Source organism: Pseudomonas sp. GW823-FHT01D03 (assembly GCF_058798255.1).
The window spans coordinates 4,894,838-4,913,540 of the sequence record NZ_JBXAKK010000001.1; the positions used below are offsets into that span (position 1 = coordinate 4,894,838).

Consider the following 18,703-nt stretch of genomic DNA (forward strand, 5'->3'; position numbering starts at 1 on the left):
GCAATGTGACGTGGTGGTAACTGTGTATTTTTCACTCTCTGTTTTTCGAAGCCTCCATGCGCAACCCCGGCGGTTTCAACCGGGTATTTGCGCTTTTTTCACCCACTGTCCTTGCCTAGGCTGATCGCTCCATTTTTGATCAAGGACGATCCAGCAATGCCCACCCTTTCCCCGCAGGGGCAACCGCCACGCACGGCGCACCTCGTCTCACCGGATGTCAGTGTTCATTATCAGACGATCGAAAAAGCCATCCCGGCCTGGCTGCGCGCAAGCTCAGCCAAGCGGGTCAATGAATTGCAGCTGCACCGACTGAAGCTGCCGGCCTGGTATCAAGAGGTATCGGACGCCGAACATCTGCGTCTGCAACAGCAGATGCAAAATGCCTGGAAAGCACAAAACGATGTGGACAAGGCCTTGAGCAGTCTGCAAGACGTCTACGCCTTCGCCAAACCGTTATTACAGCAGGCACTGCACCAGCGCTTCGGCGTCGAGGACGATGTCGAGAACACCTGGCTGCGTCTGTACGCACCCGTCAACAGCGCGTGGTGGACCCATGACTTTGCCGGCGCAACCACCAGCCGCACCGTCTCGCTGCTCGACGCTGCATTGCATAATTTTTCCCGTGATGAAGCGTTCAGTCCGGACTCGGAGTTCATCACCCGCCCCGATGCCAACGGCCACTTCACGGTCAGGCCGCTCAAGCACAAACTGAGTATCGAGCAGTTCAAGTCACTGTGCCGCGAGCTGAATATCGGCGCCCGATACGAGCAGCATTTGAACGATTTTCTGCGCTCGGGCAACCGCGTGGCCCGCCAGGTTTTGCAGTACCGGGTCATCTTCAGTCAGAAAAGTACATTGAGCGTCTGTGCCCAGTTGGCCCTGGCGAAAAAGGACATTGACCGCGATGCCTACGAGGTCATCCAGGGCATGCTCGATGACCGGCGCAACCTGCGCTGGCGCGGGCGAGCCATCAACTACTACAACCTCGCCATGATGGATACGGCGCTGACCGGCATCACCCTCATCGCCCCTGACGTGGACTCCGCCAATGCCCCGGTTCCGGTGATTGCCTATGTGCCCCATGACCCGGAGCATCCGCTCAGACAATACGCCTCGGCGCTGGACTTCATGGCGGAACTGACGCGGCAACTGCGCGACCGCGACTCCGCCGGCAGCTATCAGCGGTTTTTCAGCCAGTTCGTCAACCATCAGCAACGCGGGCATTTTTTTGCAGGCTTGAACGCCCGCCTGAGCACCGTGAAATGGCACGCCGTACCGCCGGGAACCCACCTGCCCAGTTGGCGCGAAACGCCTGTGGATCACCCCGACCTGCGCTTTCGTCTGACGAAAATCCAGGACGACCGCGATACCCGTTACACCGGCAGTCTCTGGGCTTACTTCCATCAGCAGAAGCTCAACAAGATTTTCAATGACGCGCGGGAGATCGCCATTTCCACCGAGTATGCCGACCGCATGGCCCGCTGGGCCTGGTGGGACAACCTGGGGAAAATCCTCTCGGATATCTTCAACGTGGCGCTGCTGGTGGTGACCCCGCTGGTGCCGGGGCTCGGCGAGTTGATGCTGGCGTACACCACGTATCAACTGCTCGATGGCGTCTTTGAAGGCATCGTCGACATGGCCGAAGGGCACCTGGCCGAAGCGGGTGAGCAAGCCATCGGCGTGCTGCAAAGCATCGTCCAGCTCGGTGCCTTCGCCGCTGGCGCCAGCCTGGGACGTGTCGCACGGGTCAAGCTGTCGTCGTTTGTCGAAGGCCTGAAACCGGTGCAGTTGGCCGATGGCCAGACCCGCCTGTGGAATCCGGATCTGGCGCCCTATCGTCTGCCGGAACAGACCCTGCCGAGCCCGGCCCGCCCCGATGCGCACGGCGTTCATACGCTGGGGGACAAACAGCTGCTGCGCCTGGATCAACACCTGTTCGAGGTGACCAAGGATCCGGTTTCCGGGAAACACCGCCTGCGCCATCCGCGACGTCCCCGGGCCTACGCGCCGACACTTGCGCACAACGCAGACGGGGCCTGGGTCTGTGAAACGGAAAACCCGCGTCTGTGGGACGGGCAAAAACTGATGCGGCGCATCGGTCATCGCACCGATGGTTTCAGCGACGCGCAACTGGAGCACATGCGCCTGCTGACCGGCACCGACGAGGACATGCTGCGTCGCATACATGTTGACAACACCCCGCCGCCACCGTTGCTCAGCGACACACTGGAGCGTCTCGGCCCGGCGCGCGCGGTGCAGCCCGACGCGCCACTGTCGCCGGCGGCCAGCCAGGTGCTCGTGGATTGTCCACAGTTGACGCCGGTTCTCGCCGAACGGGTGGTGTCCCATGCCCGGCCGATGGAACAGCAGCAAGCCACGACGCAACGCCGTCTGCCCTTGCGTTTGCGCACGAGCGCCCGCGAGGTGCAGTTTGAATTGCAGTCCGTGCGCGCCGCCCAGGGTTTGCAGCAGGAGGCCCTGAGCAACATCGACAGCGAACGGCTGATCCTCGGCGCGCTGCGGCATTACAGCGATACCTTCGGTGCGCTGCGGATCGAAATCCGTGAAGGCACGTTCGACGGCGAGTTGCGTTGCGAGGCCGGAGCACCGGTCGCCGAGCGCGTGCGGGTGCTGGTGCGGGTCGCTGCCGATCGCTATCAAGTGCGCGATGGCGCGGACCTGCCGATCCACCCCGCCAGTGGCTTGTACGAGGCAATCCTGCAGGCGATCAATCACGATGGCCGCAGTGCCCTCGGGTATCGAACCGACGACATCGAACCGTTCAAGCAGTGGATCATCGCCAGAACCCAGGCCCCCAGCGAGCGGCGCACGCTACTCGCCAGCCCGCCGATCCGCCCGATCGCTGAATACAACACCCTGTTTCTGGTACGCGGCCCGGGCCTGAGCCGCAATGCCGCCACGCTGGAGCAACGCATCCAGGATCTGCATCCGCATTTCAGCCCGAGCGAGGTCGAAGCGTTTGCCAGTGCCCTGACCGAACGCGGCGAGCCGCTCAAGGCCATCGAGGAGCACGAAAACGAACTCGATGAACTGCGGGTCATCGTCCATCGCTGGCGCTATCAGCAACCGCAGACCTGGGGGCCGGGCAGTCAGGGCTTCCGTGACGGTGGCGGGCTGCATATCTACGAAAGTCTGCTGGACTGCTTCGAACGCAGGAACGCGCACCTGGGCAACCGCGCCGACCCGTCGGCCTATGCACTGGATCTGTCGCGGGAACTGCTGTCCACGAATCTGGAAACCTGGTGGGCGAAACGTCCGCCGCTGAAGAAGTTTCTCGACAAGGTCACGCTGCTCAACCTCGACAACGCGCGTTTTTCCCCCGACGCCAACGGCCTGCTCAAGGATTTTCCGAACGTGGTCGAGCTGAGCGCCAAATACTGCGAGCTGACGCGTTTGCCGGACCGCATCGGGACTACGATGCGCCGCCTCGAACGTCTGCGCCTGAACAACAACCACATTGTGCTGGACCGCTCCGCCGTCGAACGGCTGGGCAGCCTGACCTACCTCGAGGTGCTGAGAATGGACGACAACCCGCTGGGGCTGTCGCCTGATCTGTCGCGCATGCCGCGCTTGAAGGTGGTGGCGCTGAAGAACACCGGCCTGACCACCTGGCCGGGCGGCATTCTGGCCAAGCCACGGCCACGCGGTTTGCTGCTCGATCTGCGCGGCAACCCGCTGACGGTAATCCCCGACGTGCCGAGTGGTTCCGATGCGCAATGGCTGGTGGCGCGCACGCGTCTGGACGTCGCCGCCCTGTCTGATCTCAACCAGTTGCGTTACCAGGACAGTCGCCGTTCGATGGCACTGCCACCGGAGCCGATCATGCCGGTCGCCATCCCGGGTACCTCGATCATTTCCAACTACGGCGCCGACTACTGGTCCGACGTGCCGGGCTGGGGCATTGATCGCGAAACACCGTGGACAGAGCTGGTGGAAGATCCCATGGCCGCACCGTTCATGGCGACGTTGCTCAGCGTGCGTGAGTTTGCCGATTTCCGCGCTGGCGGAACGGCGCGCGAGCAGTTGATGCAACGCGTCTGGCGCATGCTCGACGCCGTGCACGTCGACAGTCGCTTGCGCGAAAAACTCTTCACCATGGTGGTGGCGCCCGTGGATTGCGCCGATGCCGGTGCGCAGCTGTTCAACCACATGGGGGTGAACGTGCTGGCTTATGAGGCGCATGCCTATTCGGTCGAGCCGAAGGAACTGGAACTGAAACTGGTGACGCTGGCCAAAGGCGCGGCGCGCCTGGAACAAGTCAACGAAATCGCCCGGGCCGATGTCGCCAGCCGTGGCGGCAACCCCGACGACGTGGAGGTTTATCTGGCCTACCAGACCGGCCTGGCCAAACGTCTCGGCTTGCCCTGGCAGTCCGAGGGCATGCTGTACCGGCCGGTGTCCGGCGTCACTGACGCGATGATCGATCAGGCCTGCGACACGGTACTGGCGCTGGGAGAAGGCGATGGCCTGGTCAACCAGATGCTTGAGCTCGACTTCTGGAAAGAGTATCTGATCGAGCGCTATCCCGTGCGCCTGGAAAGCAACAAGCGTCTGTTCCAGCACCGCTACGAAGCCCTTGAATCGCTGCGCGAAATCCAGCGCCAGTGGGTGCAATCGACCGTGGCCGAGGAACGCGCAGCCTTGCGCGAACAGCTCAAGACGTTGATGAACGATCTGCCGGCGCCGGCAACCGTGGTGTTCAATGAAGAACCGATCAGCGACACGCTGTTCGAGCGGCTGCTGGTCGATCTGGCGGATGACGAAAAAGAGCTCGCGCGTCGCCTGACCCGTGAAGCCCTGACCCGCGCCGGGCTTTGATAACGGTGCGCCGGTCTGCCCGTTGCACATCGGGCAGACCGGGCAACCTCAGGGCGCCGCCGCATTGAAGATCAGGTGCACGTTGCCATAGTAATTCCCCGGTTTGTAGCCGCCGGCAGGCGTGATCGGCTGGATCTCCAGCGCGTAACGCCCGCCGGCCCTGGCCTGCTCTGCAGAAACCACCTGACGCGGCGTCTCGTGAGTCAGCACGGTATCGGCGAAACTGACGCGCAGATAAATGTTCTGCTCCTCGCGACCATTGGACAGAAACGCTGCGTTCTCCAGGCGGGCCTCGATGGCACTGGTGTCGTGCCTGAGGTCGAAGTGTTTGCGCAATCCGCCGAGGCTCTTGGTGCTGATATTCCACGGCAGAATCTGCGCACGATGAATCCAGTCCGTTTCGGCCGGTATCACATAAAACCCCAGCGTCGGAATATCCACCGACACCTCGAACCGGTGCTCTTCGCGTGCCGTAAACGATTCTGCGCTGAACAGGGTCAGCACGCCCGCGCACAGGATCATCAACGATGGCTTGATCATTTCAGGCCCCCCCTGATGATTGGCCGGCTACGCGCAGGGACTTCTTGCTGTCGCCTTCCACCAGATTGAAGCGGTATTCACGTCCGGCCTGCTTGTCGAACTCGAAACTGTTGCCTGCGCGGATGTGGTGTTTGGTGGTTGGCTGGCAGGCGGTTTCGTCTTTCAGCGCACAATTGCGGAACTCGTCGATCAGCACCACGGTGTTGCCGTTATTGCGCACTCGATACGTGGCCGGGGTGTCTTCAATCACGCTGTCGAAGTGACTGCTTTTCGGGCGCACAAAGAACACCGTACCGAAACCGGTCATGACGTTGACCCCGGCCGACAGCGTGGTTTTGTATTGCTCACGCTCTTCGGCGGACACGGCGAATTCGTCTTCCTTTTCCGGCACCACCGGAATGAACCGCACGCGGAAATAGCGCTCGCGGTCACGCTCGCCCATCATCAACAGACGCGTACCCTGCATGCCGTTGGCCGGCACGATCAGTCGCGCGGGGCTGGCCATCAGGCCGTCTCGACTGCTCATGTCGGCCTGGCTCTTGACCTCGATTTCCCGCGAGGTGCCGTCGGCGTCGTAGAGGATTTCGAGGATGTTGACCTTGACGAATGCGGTGCTGTCGCCGCTGTTGAATACCCGTTTCAGGTACGTGCTCTTGTCACCGTCGAGGTAGTCGTAGACCGTCCCGACATTGATCTGCGGGCCGGCCTGCAGGGCAAAGGGCAGCCCGCTCAAAACCATTGCTAACACCAGACGCTTCATCACCTTGATTCCTTGGTCGTTGAACACAATGCCGAGTCGACTCATCGATACGCAGCCCATCAGATATCCGAGTCCCAGATCACAATGACGATGCCGGAATACGAGCCTCCCGCACCGGGTTGCAGCATCCCGGCCATCGAATATGGCGGAACTTCGAAGTGCAGGGTTCCCGGCGTTCGATCCACGTAGAAACCCGGTTTGAAATACTGCTCATTCCCTGGTCCTGGCCTCAGTCGCAAGCGCCTCACAGGCTGGCCGGCAAGGTCGGTTATCCCGTTGGGCAGGCTGACGCTGACGAACAGCTCCACTCGACGGTTAGCTTCACGGTCCTCCAACGCGCATTCGCCATTCAATCCTGGGCCGCAGCCTATCGACATCTTGAAACGCGATGACGCCGAGATGTTGAAGGTCTGGTCGCGGAACAGCCCGACCGGCCGCCGTCCGGCCTGCAGCCAGCTCTGCCAGCCACCGACGGGGACCATGCGGATCTTTTCACCACCGGGAGGAATTTCAACCTTGAGGGTGTGCTGCACATTCAGATTGAAATTCAAGGTCAGAGACGAACTAGACGGCAACATCACATCGCCAAAATCGAAATCCGCATTCGGTCCGACGCGGTAGGTCAGCGAACCGCTGTAGTCACCCGACGACATGCCCAGCGGGTCGGGGGTGACCAGTTCATAGGCAAAATCGAGGTGCTCAAGACGCAACCACGGCACATCAAACTTCGCCTGTTTGGTGCAGGCAGCGGCCGCTGGCGTTTTCCAGAAAAACGAGTATGAATCGGGGGAATACCAACCCACACCGCTGTACTGACAGGGTTCGGGTGCATAGACCCAACTCAAGCCCCACAACAGGTTGTGGGCGCTGCGATCGTCTTCGGCGCCCTCCACCAGTTTCATCACCTTGTCGGTCACATAACGCGAACCGATACCGACGATCCGCACCTTGACGATTTTTGGCTCGCGGGTGGTCTCGTGATAGACCGTCAGCTCACGCCACTGCACGGGTACCTGAAACGTTGCCCCTTGCCGCGGCGAAGGGTGATTCGCCGCAATCGGCGCACGAGCGTTGAACTGAATCGGCACCTGCAAGCTGAATATTTCGTGCTGCTCGCACTGCGCCGGATCGTAGGTGCAGTAACCACTGGAGGGCGTGGTGTTCTGGAACTTGTTGCGGTGCGGATAAGACGAGTCCGGCTTGAACTCGGCGGTGATCGACACCTGTTCGGCGTGAGCCGCAGATACCGTGCCGGCGACCAGCACAACAGCGGCCAGCCCGCAACGCAGGTATGTAGCCAAGGGTGAGACGTTCATGTCTGCAAATCTCCTGAAACAGGCCTTATCAACCCGCGGTGTGGGCCTTATGGGTGACGTCGGCCAATGTGTCCGGCGAGCAGCGCAAATCGCCGATCATCAGCACGTTGTTTTCGCGGCGGTGGTTGTCGATATCGAGCCGGAACTGGCACAGCAGTTGATCGGCGTAGCGCACTTCGAGGGTCGGTGAGCCGGCGTGCATTTCCATCGAGAAAAACCCGTCGACTTCGCTGACCCCGCGGCTGGCGTGATTGATCACGTGATGGCCCTTGAGCGGCTGGCCCTGCGGGTCGAGCAGGCGTCCGAGTACGGTGACGGTTTTCATCACCCGCACCTTGCGGTACTCCACACCGCCCTTGTTCAGGTGGTAGCGGGTACGGGACGGTTCGATGCTGGCGGCCGGAACGTGATTGCCTACGAAATCGAAGCCCACCGAGCTGTTGCGGTACGCCGTGAGCGGGATGAAATTGCGCCCCGGCCGCAGCGCTGAACTGCCACCGCTGAGGTCGTCGGCGCGCAGGGCGATGCCGGCGATATCCGACTCGACATCGACGATCATCCCGGCGCCACGGCCCTGATGCTGGCTGGTCATGAGCAGTTGCTGACCGCCGACGATCACGCTGCTGTCGAGGTTCACGCCACCGGTGAAGTTGCCGTTGTAGGACGAGCGCTGCACGAAGCCGTCGCCATTGACCCAGTCGGTACGAAAGTTGGCCAGGCTCGAAAGACCGACGCCGTAGGTGTCGGTCAGCGCCGTGACCGAAACGCTTTGCAGAATGTGATCCTGCAGATCCTTGCGGTAGCCGATCGAGCCATTGTTGTCGCGCCCGCCATCGCGGGCGGTGCGGCTGCCGATGCTGCCGGAAATCTGCTGGCCCGGGCCGCCCAGCGCCATGTTGATGCTCAGGTCGATCCCGCGATTACGCGCCTCGCCACTGCTGTAACTGCCCGGCCGGTCGAACAGCGACAAGCGCCAGTTGGCATCGCTGCCAAACAGCTCGGTGCGTTGCGTCCAGCCCAGGTCCATGCCCACGCCTTCGACGTTGCCTGTGCTGTGCGAAACCCGCGCACTCAAAGAACTCTTGCGGCTGATGCGATGGTTGAGCGCCAGCGACGAGTTGCTGGTTTCGCCGGTGAACACATTGCGCTGCCGTACGCGAGTGCCGTCGGGCAGCGTGTCGTAAGTGTTGCGGGTGTCGAGCCAACTGCGGTTGTGGCTGACCACCAGGCTGCCGGCGCCATAGTTGTATAGGCCCTGCACATCGGCGCCGGTGCCGTGGTCTTCGGTCTGATAGAGGTTGGCGAAGAGGCTGATGCTGTCGGCCAGGCTCCAGTCGATCGAAGTGCCGTACTGCAAGGTATCGCGTACCTGACGCGCCGACAGGCCGAGGATCACCCGCGGGTGCAGCAGGTAGTTGAGGGCGGCGCCGGCGGTGAGATCACCGCTTTGCTGTTCTTCCCAATTGCTCAGCAGTTTGCTTTCCTGCCCGGCGAACACGTTGTAGCGCCAGCGCTGGTCGAGGTTTTGCCAGTTCACCGGTTTGTAGACCAGCTCCTGAGTGGTCGCGGTGGTCTGGCCATCCTCGATCAGGCGCACTTCGACTTCGTAGATGCCACCGGGCAAGGGCCGGGTGTCCAGCGTCTGTAAACCGGCCGGCACGGCTTGCGTGTTGATCAACAGGCCATCGCGATAGATCTCCACCGACGCCTGGCGATTGGCCGTGACGAAAATCGGGTAGACGCTGGGCCGCGGGCTGTCGACCGCCAGGCTGTCGGAGCTGCCATACATCACGCCCACCGCCGTATCGGGGCTGGTGCCGAACGACCGGGGTTGGCGGGTCAGGCCTTCGGAATTGGGGGTGAAATAGCCCAGGCGGAAAAAACTGCCCTGCAGTTCGCGCTGGGTGTAAAGCTCGTGTACCGCATGATAGGTCTTGGTGTCCGGCCCGCCGAGGCGCGCCAGTTGCATATTGAAGGCCTGGCTCCAGTTGCCGAGACTGGCACTGGCTTCCAGACCGAAACGTCCGCCCAGATCCTGATTCTGGCCGCCATTGAGGTTCAGTTGATTGCGCAGCATCAGACCGCTGCTGCCACCCTCGGGCTGCTCATGGAAGCGTTGCGTCTGCAGATCGCGCTCGGCATTTTCGGTGGCGATCGAGAGCAGTGAGTTTTCCAGGTTGTAATGCACCGCCAGCAGTTGCTCGGGGCATTGCCCGCTGCAGCTGCCAAGCGCTACGCCGGATTTGAGGAGACTGGCCCAGGTTTCGCGCTCGACGGCGCTGATACGGCTGTCACTGGTGTCGGTGAAGTCGAGCAAGGTAATGCGATCATCGCGCGACAATATAATCATTGCCTCGCCCAGCGGTTGTTGATCAAGTTCGACACGAACCGCCAAAGGCACATCAAAGAAATGCTCTTCAAAGTCCGCCGGAAGACCTTTCGCCTGAGCCAGCAAACTTCGCGGGGTATTATCGACTGGAGGCGGCGCCGCCAGTACGCTGCTGCTCAAAAGCAACGCAAGCGCAGCCGCGATGGGCGTCATCGGATACATGGATTAATACTCTGATTACCGGAAGTAAAAGCCCGGCCGGGCAACTTCAAAGTTGCCGGCCGGTTACGTTACTGGACAAGTAACGTCAGGTATTGCCGTTATGAATCAAACCGAAGGTTCGACGACCAGCATGACCACACCGGTGTAGTCGCCAGCGGCCGGTTTGGCACCGGTAGCGCTGATCTTGAAGGGCGCGCGATAACGCGTATTGGACTCGGTATCACCCACTACTTCCTGCGAGGTGGTGGTCAGCGTCTTGCCGTTGAGTTCGACTTTCAAATCGATGGTGTTGCTACCGCCAATCAGCTTCGGCACCCCTTCCAGACGTGCATGAACCTTGCCGGCAGTGTGCAGCACGTCGAAGTGCCCGTTGACTTCGCGCATCGAATTGGTGGCCGGGTTGTAGCTCATGTCCTGATCCTTGTTGACCAGATCGGCATCCACCGGCACCGCATAGAAGTCGTCAGCCGGCACGTGCGCCACGAGACTGATGGAGTGCTTGGCTTCAGTGGCGGCAAACGCCATCGAAGCGCTCATGGCCAGGACAGTCAGAGGGGCGGCAAAGGCGAGTTTCTTGAGCATCATTGAATACCTGTCTTATATAAATTAGTTGAGTCGTCGAGCAGTCAAGGCGAACAGAACAGTCACGAGCAGTCAGTGCTCACCGTTAACTTTCAACGCCGAAGAATGTTCAACCAATTTATCTTTAAAGTAAGCAGGCAACGTCCTGCGACCTTGTAGCCTGGACGCCATTAGATGAGAAAGAAAAAACCGCGAAATTCAGGAAAGTTCCAGTCCAACTGTAAGATACAGACTACAGCGCGCCAGCCTAATGACTGCACGCGCCACAACTTCACAGCAACTTCCGTAAGACATGTACCACACTTTCCCGGAAATAAAGGGCGAAACGGAATATTAGAGAATCTGCACTAATCTGCGCCTTTGCCAGGGGATTTAATACTGCGTTTTCTTGATCATTTTCCGGTTTTTTCGACCGCAGATTCGATCGGTCAGGTGTGCGCCGTTGGTCAGGAGCCCTTGTCAGCGCGCAAAGATATATCTTAAGTTGTATCTAAACACGACGAGAGAGCAGGAAAATGAGAGACCATCATTCCCCCCATCATCACCGCGAACACGGCGACGGCCGTGACGGCTTCGAAAAACGCCCCGGGCGTGAACGCGGCGGACGCGGCCCACGGGTGTTCGCCCCCGGTGATTTGAAATTGTTGCTGCTGGCGCTGATCGCCGAGCAGCCGTGCCACGGCTATGACCTGATCCGCCAGATCGAAGGCATGTTCGACGGCGCCTACAGCCCAAGCCCCGGGGTGATCTACCCGACCCTGACCTTTCTTGAAGAAAGCGACTTGATCAGCGGCGACGCCGAGGCCGGCAAAAAACGCTACAGCGTGACCGACGCCGGTCGTTTGTCCCTAAGCGAGCAAGCGGTAGCGCTGGATGGCGTGCGCATGCGCATCGACGTCAGCAAACGCTCGTTGCGCGGCCATGACCGGCCGCCGGAAATCCACGAGGCGGTGCACAACCTGCGTCACGCCTTGCAACTGCACCACGGACGCTGGAGCGCGGAAGAAATTCAACGGGTTGCCACGCTGCTCAACGACACCGCCAAAGCCATCGTCGACGGCCCTGCCGTTCAAACTGCCCCGGAGAAAGCCGAATGACTGCAGTCGATACCCAAACCATTCACCGTGTGATGCACGAAATCAAACGCCGCAAACTCGAAGTCCTGCGCGTGGTCGACCTGACCCCGCGCATGCGCCGCATCACCCTCGGCGGGCCGGAGCTGGCCGGGTTCATCAGCCTGGGCACTGACGATCACGTCAAACTGCTGTTCCCGCAGAACGCCGAACAGGCTGCAGCGCTGGAGACCATGGTGCTCGGCGCCGGCAAGGACAACGGCCCGCTGCCCGAGATGCGCGACTACACCCCGCGCCGCTATGACCTGGAAAAACTCGAGCTGGACATCGACTTTGTCCTGCATGGCGACGGCCCTGCCTCGACCTGGGCCGAACAAGCCACGCCGGGGCAATTCCTGCACATCGGTGGGCCACGCGGCTCGATGATCGTGCCGGACATCTTCGACAGCTACCTGCTGATCGGCGACGAAACCGCCCTCCCCGCCATCGCCCGCCGCCTCGAAGGTCTGGCGGCCAATCGCAAGGCGCTGGTGGTCATCGAAGTGGAAAACGGTGCCGAGCAACAGGTGCTGGAAAGTGCAGCGCAGGTCAATGTGATCTGGGTACTGCGCGAGGGCAGCAAGGACAACCTGCTGACCACGGTCAAACAGTTGCAGGTGCCCAAGGGTAATCTGTATGCATGGGTGGCGACCGAGACCAAGGTCTCGCGACAGATTCGCCGGGTGTTGCTGGATGAGCATGGGCTCAATGAGCAGTTCGTCAAAGCCGTCGGCTACTGGCGCGCCGAAGGTTCCGCAGAAGAGTGATTTGCCCTTGTGGGAGCGGGCTTGCTCGCGAATGCGATCGATCATTCAACCATGATGTTGACAGACCTGACGCCTTCGCGAGCAAGCCCGCTCCCACATTGACCTTTTAACTTCGTCCTGACTGCCAGCGGTCGATCCCGATCACCAGCAAGCCAATCAGCACAAACCCCACCAATATCCCCCCGGCATTGATGAACACCTGTGCATAACCCAGCAGCGCCACATCGATGAACGGATACGCATACGCGCCAAGCAGATGCCCGCGCAGCAACGCGTAAATGAAATATACCAACGGGTAAATCAGCCACAGCGGCAGGTGCCACAGGCGTAACGTCCCTTTGGGCACGCAGCACCACCAATAGCCAAGAAACAGCAGCGGCATCACGTCATGCAGTAATTCGTCGGCAACAAACTGCCAGCCCTGCGGGTGCCACAAATGCCGCAGCAGAATGCTGTAGGCCAAGCCGACCACCGCGATGCTGACCGCAATCCCGCTGCTGACCCACGGCTGGAGAAACCAGCGCTGTGCGGCGGATTCACGCCCGGTGGCAGCGCAGGTCAGCACCGTTGCCACCAGGGTGTTGGTCAGCACCGTGAAGTAACTGAAGAAACTCACCAGCCCCCCCAACAGGCTGGCATCGACACTCAGTCGCGCAAGGAAAATCAGATACAGCTGAATACTGAGCCCGGCCCAGCCGAGACTGGCGATGACAGTGATCAGGCGTCGCCGCGCAACGGCGTCCATCTCAGACCGGGCGCTTGGTGCGCATCAGCTTCACGTACAAGCGCTCGACCTTTTCCCGCGCCCACGGGGTTTTGCGCAGGAAGGTCAGGCTCGACTTGATGCTCGGATCGCTCTTGAAGCAACGGATATCGATGCGCTCGGCCAACCCCGACCACTCGTAATGCGCCACCAGCGCATTGAGGATCTGTTCGAGGGTTACGCCATGCAGCGGATCGGGAGTGTGGTCGTTCATGCCAGGCCTTTGGACGGAGTGAAAATGCACAAGCCGCGCACCTTAGCCGAGGGGCCGGTCAGGTGGAAGGCCTTGCATCAAATGTAGGCCAACCGCAGAAGATCGCAGCCTGCGGCCACCGCCACAATGCGCCCGTTTGCCGCACTGTTACCGAATCAGAAACGCTGCATGTCTGCAAAAGCCCTTTGTCTTTTTGTTACAGATCATTATCCTGCCGCCCTTCAGCTGAATCGCTTCACTGCCTGCGTCAAATTGAAGCGCTCGGTTTACCCCCGGAAAACACCAAAAAAAGACTGACCCATGCCTGATTTTTCCTTCTCCAGAGACAGCGCTATCTCAGCCCTGCGCCTGCTCGGCGGCTGCACCGCGCTCGGCTTCGCCACCTACGCCCAGGCAGCCCCCGCCTTCGACAGCGACTCACCGTGGATGCTCGGTGACTGGAACGGCACGCGTACCGAACTGGCGGAAAAAGGCTACGACATCAAACTCGATTACACCGGCGAAATGGGCAGCAATCTGCACGGCGGCTACGACCACGATCGCACTGCGCGCTACAGCGATCAGTTCGGCGTGGGCACGCATCTGGACCTGCAAAAAATCCTCGGCTGGGACGATGCCGAATTTCAACTGACCATCACCAAGCGCAGTGGCAACAACATCAGCAACGACCGGATCAACGATCCGCGCGTGGGCGGCTTCACTTCGGCCCAGGAAGTCTGGGGCCGTGGCCAGACCACGCGCCTGACGCAGATGTGGTACCAGCAAAAATTCTTCGACCAGAAGCTCGACATCAAGGTCGGCCGCTTTGGTGAAGGCGAAGACTTCAACAGCTTCCCGTGCGACTTCCAGAACCTGGCGTTCTGCGGCTCGCAGGTCGGCAACTGGGTCGGCGGCATCTGGTACAACTGGCCGGTCAGCCAATGGGCGCTGCGGGTCAAGTATCACCTGACCCCAGAGCTGTACGCGCAGGTCGGCGCCTACGAGCAAAACCCGTCAAACCTCGATCGCGGTAACGGCTTCAAACTCAGCGGCAGCGGCACCCAGGGCGCCGTGCTGCCGGTGGAGCTGGTGTGGACGCCGAAGCTCAATGGCCTGCCGGGCGAATACCGTGCCGGTTACTACTACAGCAGCGCCAAGGCCTCTGACGTCTATAAAGACCAGAACGGCCAGCCTGCTGCACTGAGCGGCGAAGCCTACCGCAGCGCGTCGAGCAAGCACGGCGTGTGGTTCGGTGCGCAGCAGCAAGTCACCAGCCTCGCCAGCGACCACTCGCGCGGCTTGAGCGTGTTTGCCAACGCGACGATGCACGACAAGAAAACCAACGCGATCGACAACTACGTGCAGGCCGGCGTGGTCTACAAAGGCCCGTTCGATGCCCGCGCCAAGGACGACATCGGTTTCGCCCTGGCCCGCGTGCACGTCAACCCGGCCTTCCGCAAGAACGCCGAAGCGAGCAATCAGGCGCAGGCGGTTTACGACTACGACGACCCGTCCTTCCTGCCGCCGCAGGACACCGAATACAGCGCCGAGCTCTATTACGGCGTGCACCTAGCCAACTGGCTGACCGTGCGCCCGAACCTGCAATACATCCGCCATCCCGGTGGCGTGAACGACGTCGACGACGCCCTGATCGGCGGGATCAAGATCCAGTCCTCGTTCTAAAGATCTGCGCAAATCCCAAATGTGGGAGCGGGCTTGCTCGCGAAAGCGGTGTGTCACAAAACGGATGCATCGACTGACACGACGCCTTCGCGAGCAAGCCCGCTCCCACAGAGATTGATGAAATTCGTTAGCCAGACAAGTTTTTATCTGAACCATACCTGTGCCCAATCGTCATCTAAAGTGACTACAGCGCGGGACTACATAAACGTCACGGAGAATCACACTATGAGCACCGAAAGTGCTTCGAGTCGGGGCCGTCTGCTACCGAGCCTGCTCGGCATTCTGCTTCTACTGATGGGCCTGGCCATGCTGGCCGGGGGAGTCAAGCTGAGCATGCTCGGCGGCTCGCTGTACTACCTGCTGGCCGGTATCGGCATTGCGCTGAGCGGCATTCTGTTGCTGCTGCGTCGTCGTGCAGCGCTGGGCCTGTACGCCATCGTGCTGTTCGCCAGCACGGTCTGGGCCCTGTGGGAAGTCGGTCTGGACTGGTGGCAACTGGTACCGCGTCTGGCCCTGTGGTTCGTTCTCGGCCTCGTGATGTTGCTGCCGTGGTTCCGTCGTCCGCTGCTGCTCAATGGCCCGGCGCCGATGGGCACGGGTGGCCTGACCGTGGCCGTGGTGCTGGCCGGTGTGACTGCCCTGGCCAGCCTGTTCACCCACCCGGGCGAAACCTTTGGCGAACTGGGCCGCGACACCGCGGACATGACCAGTACCGCACCGCAAATGCCTGAAGGCGACTGGCAGGCCTATGGCCGCACCGAATTCGGTGACCGCTACTCGCCGCTGAAGCAGATCACTCCGGCCAACGTCGGCAAGCTGCAAGAAGCCTGGCGCATCCAGACCGGCGACCTGCCAACCGCAGATGACCCGGTCGAGCTGACCAACGAAAACACCCCGCTCAAAGCCAACGGCATGCTCTATGCCTGCACCGCGCACAGCAAAGTGCTGGCGCTGGATCCGGACACCGGCAAGGAACTGTGGCGCTTCGACCCGCAGATCAAGAGCCCGGTCGGCTTCAAGGGCTTCGCCCACATGACCTGCCGTGGCGTGTCGTACTACGACGAAGCCGCTTACGCCAAGTCTGAGAACGCTGCCTCGGCCGTTATCTCCGAAGCTGGCAAAGCCGTTGCTCAGGCTTGCCCGCGTCGCCTGTACCTGCCAACCGCCGATGCGCGCCTGATCGCCCTGAACGCCGACACCGGCAAGATCTGCGAAGACTTCGGCAAAAACGGCGTGGTCGACCTGACCCAAGGCATCGGCCCGTTCACCGCCGGTGGCTACTACTCCACCTCGCCAGCGGCGATTACCCGTGATCTGGTGATCATGGGCGGTCACGTCACCGACAACGAGTCGACCAACGAGCCATCGGGCGTAATCCGCGCCTTCGACGTGCGCGACGGTCACTTGGTGTGGAACTGGGACAGCGACAAGCCGGACGCCACCGAGCCATTGGCGCCGGGCGAAACCTACAGCCGCAACTCGGCCAACATGTGGTCGCTGGCCAGCGTCGACGAAAAACTCGGCATGGTTTACCTGCCACTGGGCAACCAGACTCCAGACCAGTGGGGCGCCGACCGCACTCCAGGCGCCGAGAAATTCAGCGCCGGCATCGTCGCCCTCGACCTGGCCACCGGTAAAGTGCGCTGGAACTACCAGTTCACCCACCACGACCTGTGGGACATGGACGTTGGCAGCCAGCCAACCCTGCTCGACATGAAAACCGCCGACGGCGTGAAACCGGCGCTGATCGCCCCGACCAAACAGGGCAGCCTGTACGTCCTCGACCGTCGTGACGGCACGCCGATCATCCCGATCAAGGAAATCCCGGTTCCGCAAGGCGCCGTGAAAGGCGACCACACCGCACCGACCCAGGCCCGTTCGGACCTCAACCTGCTGGCCCCGGAACTGACCGAAAAAGCCATGTGGGGCGCCAGCCCGTTCGACCAGATGCTGTGCCGCATCCAGTTCAAGGAACTGCGCTACGAAGGCCAATACACGCCTCCGTCGGAACAGGGCAGCCTGATCTACCCGGGTAACGTCGGCGTGTTCAACTGGGGCGGCGTCTCGGTCGACCCGGTTCGCCAGATGCTGTTCACCAGCCCGAACTACATGGCCTTCGTTTCTAAAATGGTGCCACGCGAGAAAGTCGCCGCCGGCAGCAAACGCGAGAGCGAAACCGCTGGCGTGCAGCCAAACACCGGCGCGCCATACGCGGTGATCATGCACCCGTTCATGTCGCCACTGGGCGTTCCGTGCCAGGCCCCGGCCTGGGGCTACGTCGCCGGTATCGACCTGACCACTGGCAAAGTCGTGTGGAAACGCAAAAACGGCACCAGCCGCGACAGCTCGCCGATCCCGATCGGCTTCACCCTGGGCGTGCCAAGCATGGGCGGCTCGATGGTCACTGCGGGCGGCGTCGGCTTCCTCAGCGGCACCCTCGACCAGTACCTGCGTGCCTACGACGTGAACACCGGTAAAGAACTGTGGAAATCGCGTCTGCCTGCAGGCGGGCAAGCGACCCCGATGACCTACACCGGCAAGGACGGCAAGCAATACGTGCTGCTGGTTGTTGGCGGTCACGGCTCGCTGGGCACCAAGATGGGTGACTACGTGATTGCGTACAAACTGCCGGAATAAGTTTTAGCGGCGGTAAAGGAAGGCGATGCTCCGTGAGGGGCATCGCCTTTTTTGTGCACATCGATGTTGAATTCACCCCAAACACTGTAGGAGTGAGCCTGCTCGCGATAGCGGTATTTCAGTCAATACTTTCGGTGACTGATTTACCGCTATCGCGAGCAGGCTCACTCCTACAAAGGAAGGTGTTCCTCCTACAGAAGCGCGTTGTGAGCGGGAGATTTCCGACAGGATGCGTCGGTTGTGCCTCGGAAGTCGGGTGGATAGGCTTTGGTGGTCGCTGGAAATTCAGCGGCCGGGCGTCGCGGCCTGATAACTGATGCATAATCGCCAACCTGACAGCACCTCGGATGCCTGTTGGTTGTGTCATGGCGGCTGTGCGCGGGATACCTTCTTTGGGGGTATGCCGATTCCTCAGTTATCGGTCCGCGAACCCGCGTACAGCTGCCACCTCAGATTGCGTCGCGGCAATTGAAGGTAGCTCCACTTCACCAACTGAGAATTCATCATGATCAAACCCACACCGAATCCCCCCGAAACCTCCCCCTACGAATCCCTCGATTCCAGAAAACTCCACGACGCCGCCGAGCGTGCGCTGGATCACTACCTGAAACCCTCCGCCGCCACGGTGAGACTCCACAAGCCCAGCAGCATGTTCCAGGTCGCCCCGGACATGGACAACGAAAGCCTGCTGGTTCACGCCTGCGAATCACTGGCCCAAGCCAGCCTCATGACCAGCGACATCGCCGCGTACATCGACATCCCGCAGCGCCGGACGATTCTGGCCATTCAGCAAATCATCATGCTCGCCGAACTGGCGGTGAATCGGGTGCTGGATAATGTGGAAATCACCCAATCTGCGGCACACAACTGAGCCATAGTGGGAGCGGGCTTGCTCGCGAAAGCGTCAGCACATCCAACACTTGCGGTGACTGACACACCGCTTTCGCGAGCAAGCCCGCT

13 protein-coding genes are annotated in these 18,703 nt (G+C 61.0%); 6 read left to right on the plus strand and 7 right to left on the minus strand.

Translation table 11 applies throughout. The features are described from left to right. The first annotated feature begins 156 nt into the window (after nucleotides 1-156). Nucleotides 157-4,839 carry an NEL-type E3 ubiquitin ligase domain-containing protein gene (locus tag AC1RBR_RS21565; protein ID WP_492566524.1) on the plus strand — a complete coding sequence of 1,561 codons (4,683 nt, stop codon included), beginning with the start codon at nucleotides 157-159 and terminating at the stop codon, nucleotides 4,837-4,839. 48 nt (nucleotides 4,840-4,887) lie between these two features. Here AC1RBR_RS21565 and AC1RBR_RS21570 read toward each other — a convergent pair whose 3' ends face one another. The 5 genes from AC1RBR_RS21570 to AC1RBR_RS21590 all read right to left on the minus strand — a co-directional run bounded on the left by AC1RBR_RS21570 (nucleotide 4,888) and on the right by AC1RBR_RS21590 (nucleotide 10,588). Then, nucleotides 4,888-5,379, minus strand: a complete 492-nt coding sequence (locus tag AC1RBR_RS21570; RefSeq protein ID WP_492566525.1) for a CS1 type fimbrial major subunit — start codon at nucleotides 5,377-5,379, stop codon at nucleotides 4,888-4,890. A gap of 1 nt (nucleotide 5,380) precedes the next feature. Beyond that, nucleotides 5,381-6,139, minus strand: a complete 759-nt coding sequence (locus AC1RBR_RS21575; RefSeq protein ID WP_492566526.1) for a molecular chaperone — start codon at nucleotides 6,137-6,139, stop codon at nucleotides 5,381-5,383. A 59-nt stretch (nucleotides 6,140-6,198) separates the two neighbouring features. Continuing rightward, the gene (locus AC1RBR_RS21580; RefSeq protein ID WP_492566527.1) at nucleotides 6,199-7,455 is read right to left on the minus strand and encodes a hypothetical protein; all 1,257 of its coding nucleotides are present in this window, start codon (nucleotides 7,453-7,455) and stop codon (nucleotides 6,199-6,201) included. Nucleotides 7,456-7,483: 28 nt separating this feature from the next. After that, nucleotides 7,484-10,006 (minus strand): CS1-pili formation C-terminal domain-containing protein, encoded by a 2,523-nt coding sequence (locus AC1RBR_RS21585; RefSeq protein ID WP_492566529.1) that lies wholly within the window; start codon nucleotides 10,004-10,006, stop codon nucleotides 7,484-7,486. Nucleotides 10,007-10,111: 105 nt separating this feature from the next. Next, complete coding sequence (locus AC1RBR_RS21590) at nucleotides 10,112-10,588, minus strand: CS1 type fimbrial major subunit (RefSeq protein ID WP_027612105.1); 477 nt, start codon at nucleotides 10,586-10,588, stop codon at nucleotides 10,112-10,114. 515 nt (nucleotides 10,589-11,103) lie between these two features. Here AC1RBR_RS21590 and AC1RBR_RS21595 point away from each other — a divergent pair. Further along, nucleotides 11,104-11,685 (plus strand): PadR family transcriptional regulator, encoded by a 582-nt coding sequence (locus tag AC1RBR_RS21595; RefSeq protein ID WP_047599328.1) that lies wholly within the window; start codon nucleotides 11,104-11,106, stop codon nucleotides 11,683-11,685. Continuing rightward, nucleotides 11,682-12,467 (plus strand): siderophore-interacting protein, encoded by a 786-nt coding sequence (locus tag AC1RBR_RS21600; protein ID WP_443532687.1) that lies wholly within the window; start codon nucleotides 11,682-11,684, stop codon nucleotides 12,465-12,467. Before AC1RBR_RS21595 ends, AC1RBR_RS21600 begins: the two co-directional genes overlap by 4 nt. A 106-nt stretch (nucleotides 12,468-12,573) precedes the next feature. Here the strand turns inward: AC1RBR_RS21600 and AC1RBR_RS21605 are convergent, their stop codons facing one another. Together AC1RBR_RS21605 and AC1RBR_RS21610 are read right to left on the minus strand one after the other, a co-directional pair. Beyond that, nucleotides 12,574-13,212, minus strand: a complete 639-nt coding sequence (locus AC1RBR_RS21605; RefSeq protein ID WP_492566532.1) for a Pr6Pr family membrane protein — start codon at nucleotides 13,210-13,212, stop codon at nucleotides 12,574-12,576. Between the two features lies 1 nt (nucleotide 13,213). Next, nucleotides 13,214-13,444, minus strand: coding sequence for a VF530 family protein (locus AC1RBR_RS21610; RefSeq protein ID WP_027612109.1), 231 nt, complete (start codon nucleotides 13,442-13,444; stop codon nucleotides 13,214-13,216). A 300-nt stretch (nucleotides 13,445-13,744) separates the two neighbouring features. On the opposite strand from AC1RBR_RS21610, the gene AC1RBR_RS21615 reads away from it, so the two are divergent. The 3 genes from AC1RBR_RS21615 (at nucleotide 13,745) to AC1RBR_RS21625 (ending at nucleotide 18,614) form a co-directional block, all read left to right on the plus strand. Next, nucleotides 13,745-15,106, plus strand: coding sequence for a carbohydrate porin (locus tag AC1RBR_RS21615; RefSeq protein ID WP_492566534.1), 1,362 nt, complete (start codon nucleotides 13,745-13,747; stop codon nucleotides 15,104-15,106). Between the two features lie 225 nt (nucleotides 15,107-15,331). After that, entirely contained in the window at nucleotides 15,332-17,743 is a 2,412-nt protein-coding gene (locus tag AC1RBR_RS21620) for a glucose/quinate/shikimate family membrane-bound PQQ-dependent dehydrogenase (RefSeq protein ID WP_492566536.1), read from the plus strand. 505 nt (nucleotides 17,744-18,248) lie between these two features. Next, nucleotides 18,249-18,614 carry a DUF6124 family protein gene (locus AC1RBR_RS21625; RefSeq protein ID WP_492566538.1) on the plus strand — a complete coding sequence of 122 codons (366 nt, stop codon included), beginning with the start codon at nucleotides 18,249-18,251 and terminating at the stop codon, nucleotides 18,612-18,614. Nucleotides 18,615-18,703 lie beyond the last annotated feature (89 nt).

What these genes read in the sequence shown, in the direction of transcription:
- AC1RBR_RS21565 (WP_492566524.1), top strand. Translation starts at nt 157, where the DNA reads ATGCCCACCCTTTCCCCGCAGGGGCAACCGCCACGCACGGCGCACCTC.
- AC1RBR_RS21570 (WP_492566525.1), bottom strand. Translation starts at nt 5,379, where the DNA reads ATGATCAAGCCATCGTTGATGATCCTGTGCGCGGGCGTGCTGACCCTG.
- AC1RBR_RS21575 (WP_492566526.1), bottom strand. Translation starts at nt 6,139, where the DNA reads ATGAAGCGTCTGGTGTTAGCAATGGTTTTGAGCGGGCTGCCCTTTGCC.
- AC1RBR_RS21580 (WP_492566527.1), bottom strand. Translation starts at nt 7,455, where the DNA reads ATGAACGTCTCACCCTTGGCTACATACCTGCGTTGCGGGCTGGCCGCT.
- AC1RBR_RS21585 (WP_492566529.1), bottom strand. Translation starts at nt 10,006, where the DNA reads ATGTATCCGATGACGCCCATCGCGGCTGCGCTTGCGTTGCTTTTGAGC.
- AC1RBR_RS21590 (WP_027612105.1), bottom strand. Translation starts at nt 10,588, where the DNA reads ATGCTCAAGAAACTCGCCTTTGCCGCCCCTCTGACTGTCCTGGCCATG.
- AC1RBR_RS21595 (WP_047599328.1), top strand. Translation starts at nt 11,104, where the DNA reads ATGAGAGACCATCATTCCCCCCATCATCACCGCGAACACGGCGACGGC.
- AC1RBR_RS21600 (WP_443532687.1), top strand. Translation starts at nt 11,682, where the DNA reads ATGACTGCAGTCGATACCCAAACCATTCACCGTGTGATGCACGAAATC.
- AC1RBR_RS21605 (WP_492566532.1), bottom strand. Translation starts at nt 13,212, where the DNA reads ATGGACGCCGTTGCGCGGCGACGCCTGATCACTGTCATCGCCAGTCTC.
- AC1RBR_RS21610 (WP_027612109.1), bottom strand. Translation starts at nt 13,444, where the DNA reads ATGAACGACCACACTCCCGATCCGCTGCATGGCGTAACCCTCGAACAG.
- AC1RBR_RS21615 (WP_492566534.1), top strand. Translation starts at nt 13,745, where the DNA reads ATGCCTGATTTTTCCTTCTCCAGAGACAGCGCTATCTCAGCCCTGCGC.
- AC1RBR_RS21620 (WP_492566536.1), top strand. Translation starts at nt 15,332, where the DNA reads ATGAGCACCGAAAGTGCTTCGAGTCGGGGCCGTCTGCTACCGAGCCTG.
- AC1RBR_RS21625 (WP_492566538.1), top strand. Translation starts at nt 18,249, where the DNA reads ATGATCAAACCCACACCGAATCCCCCCGAAACCTCCCCCTACGAATCC.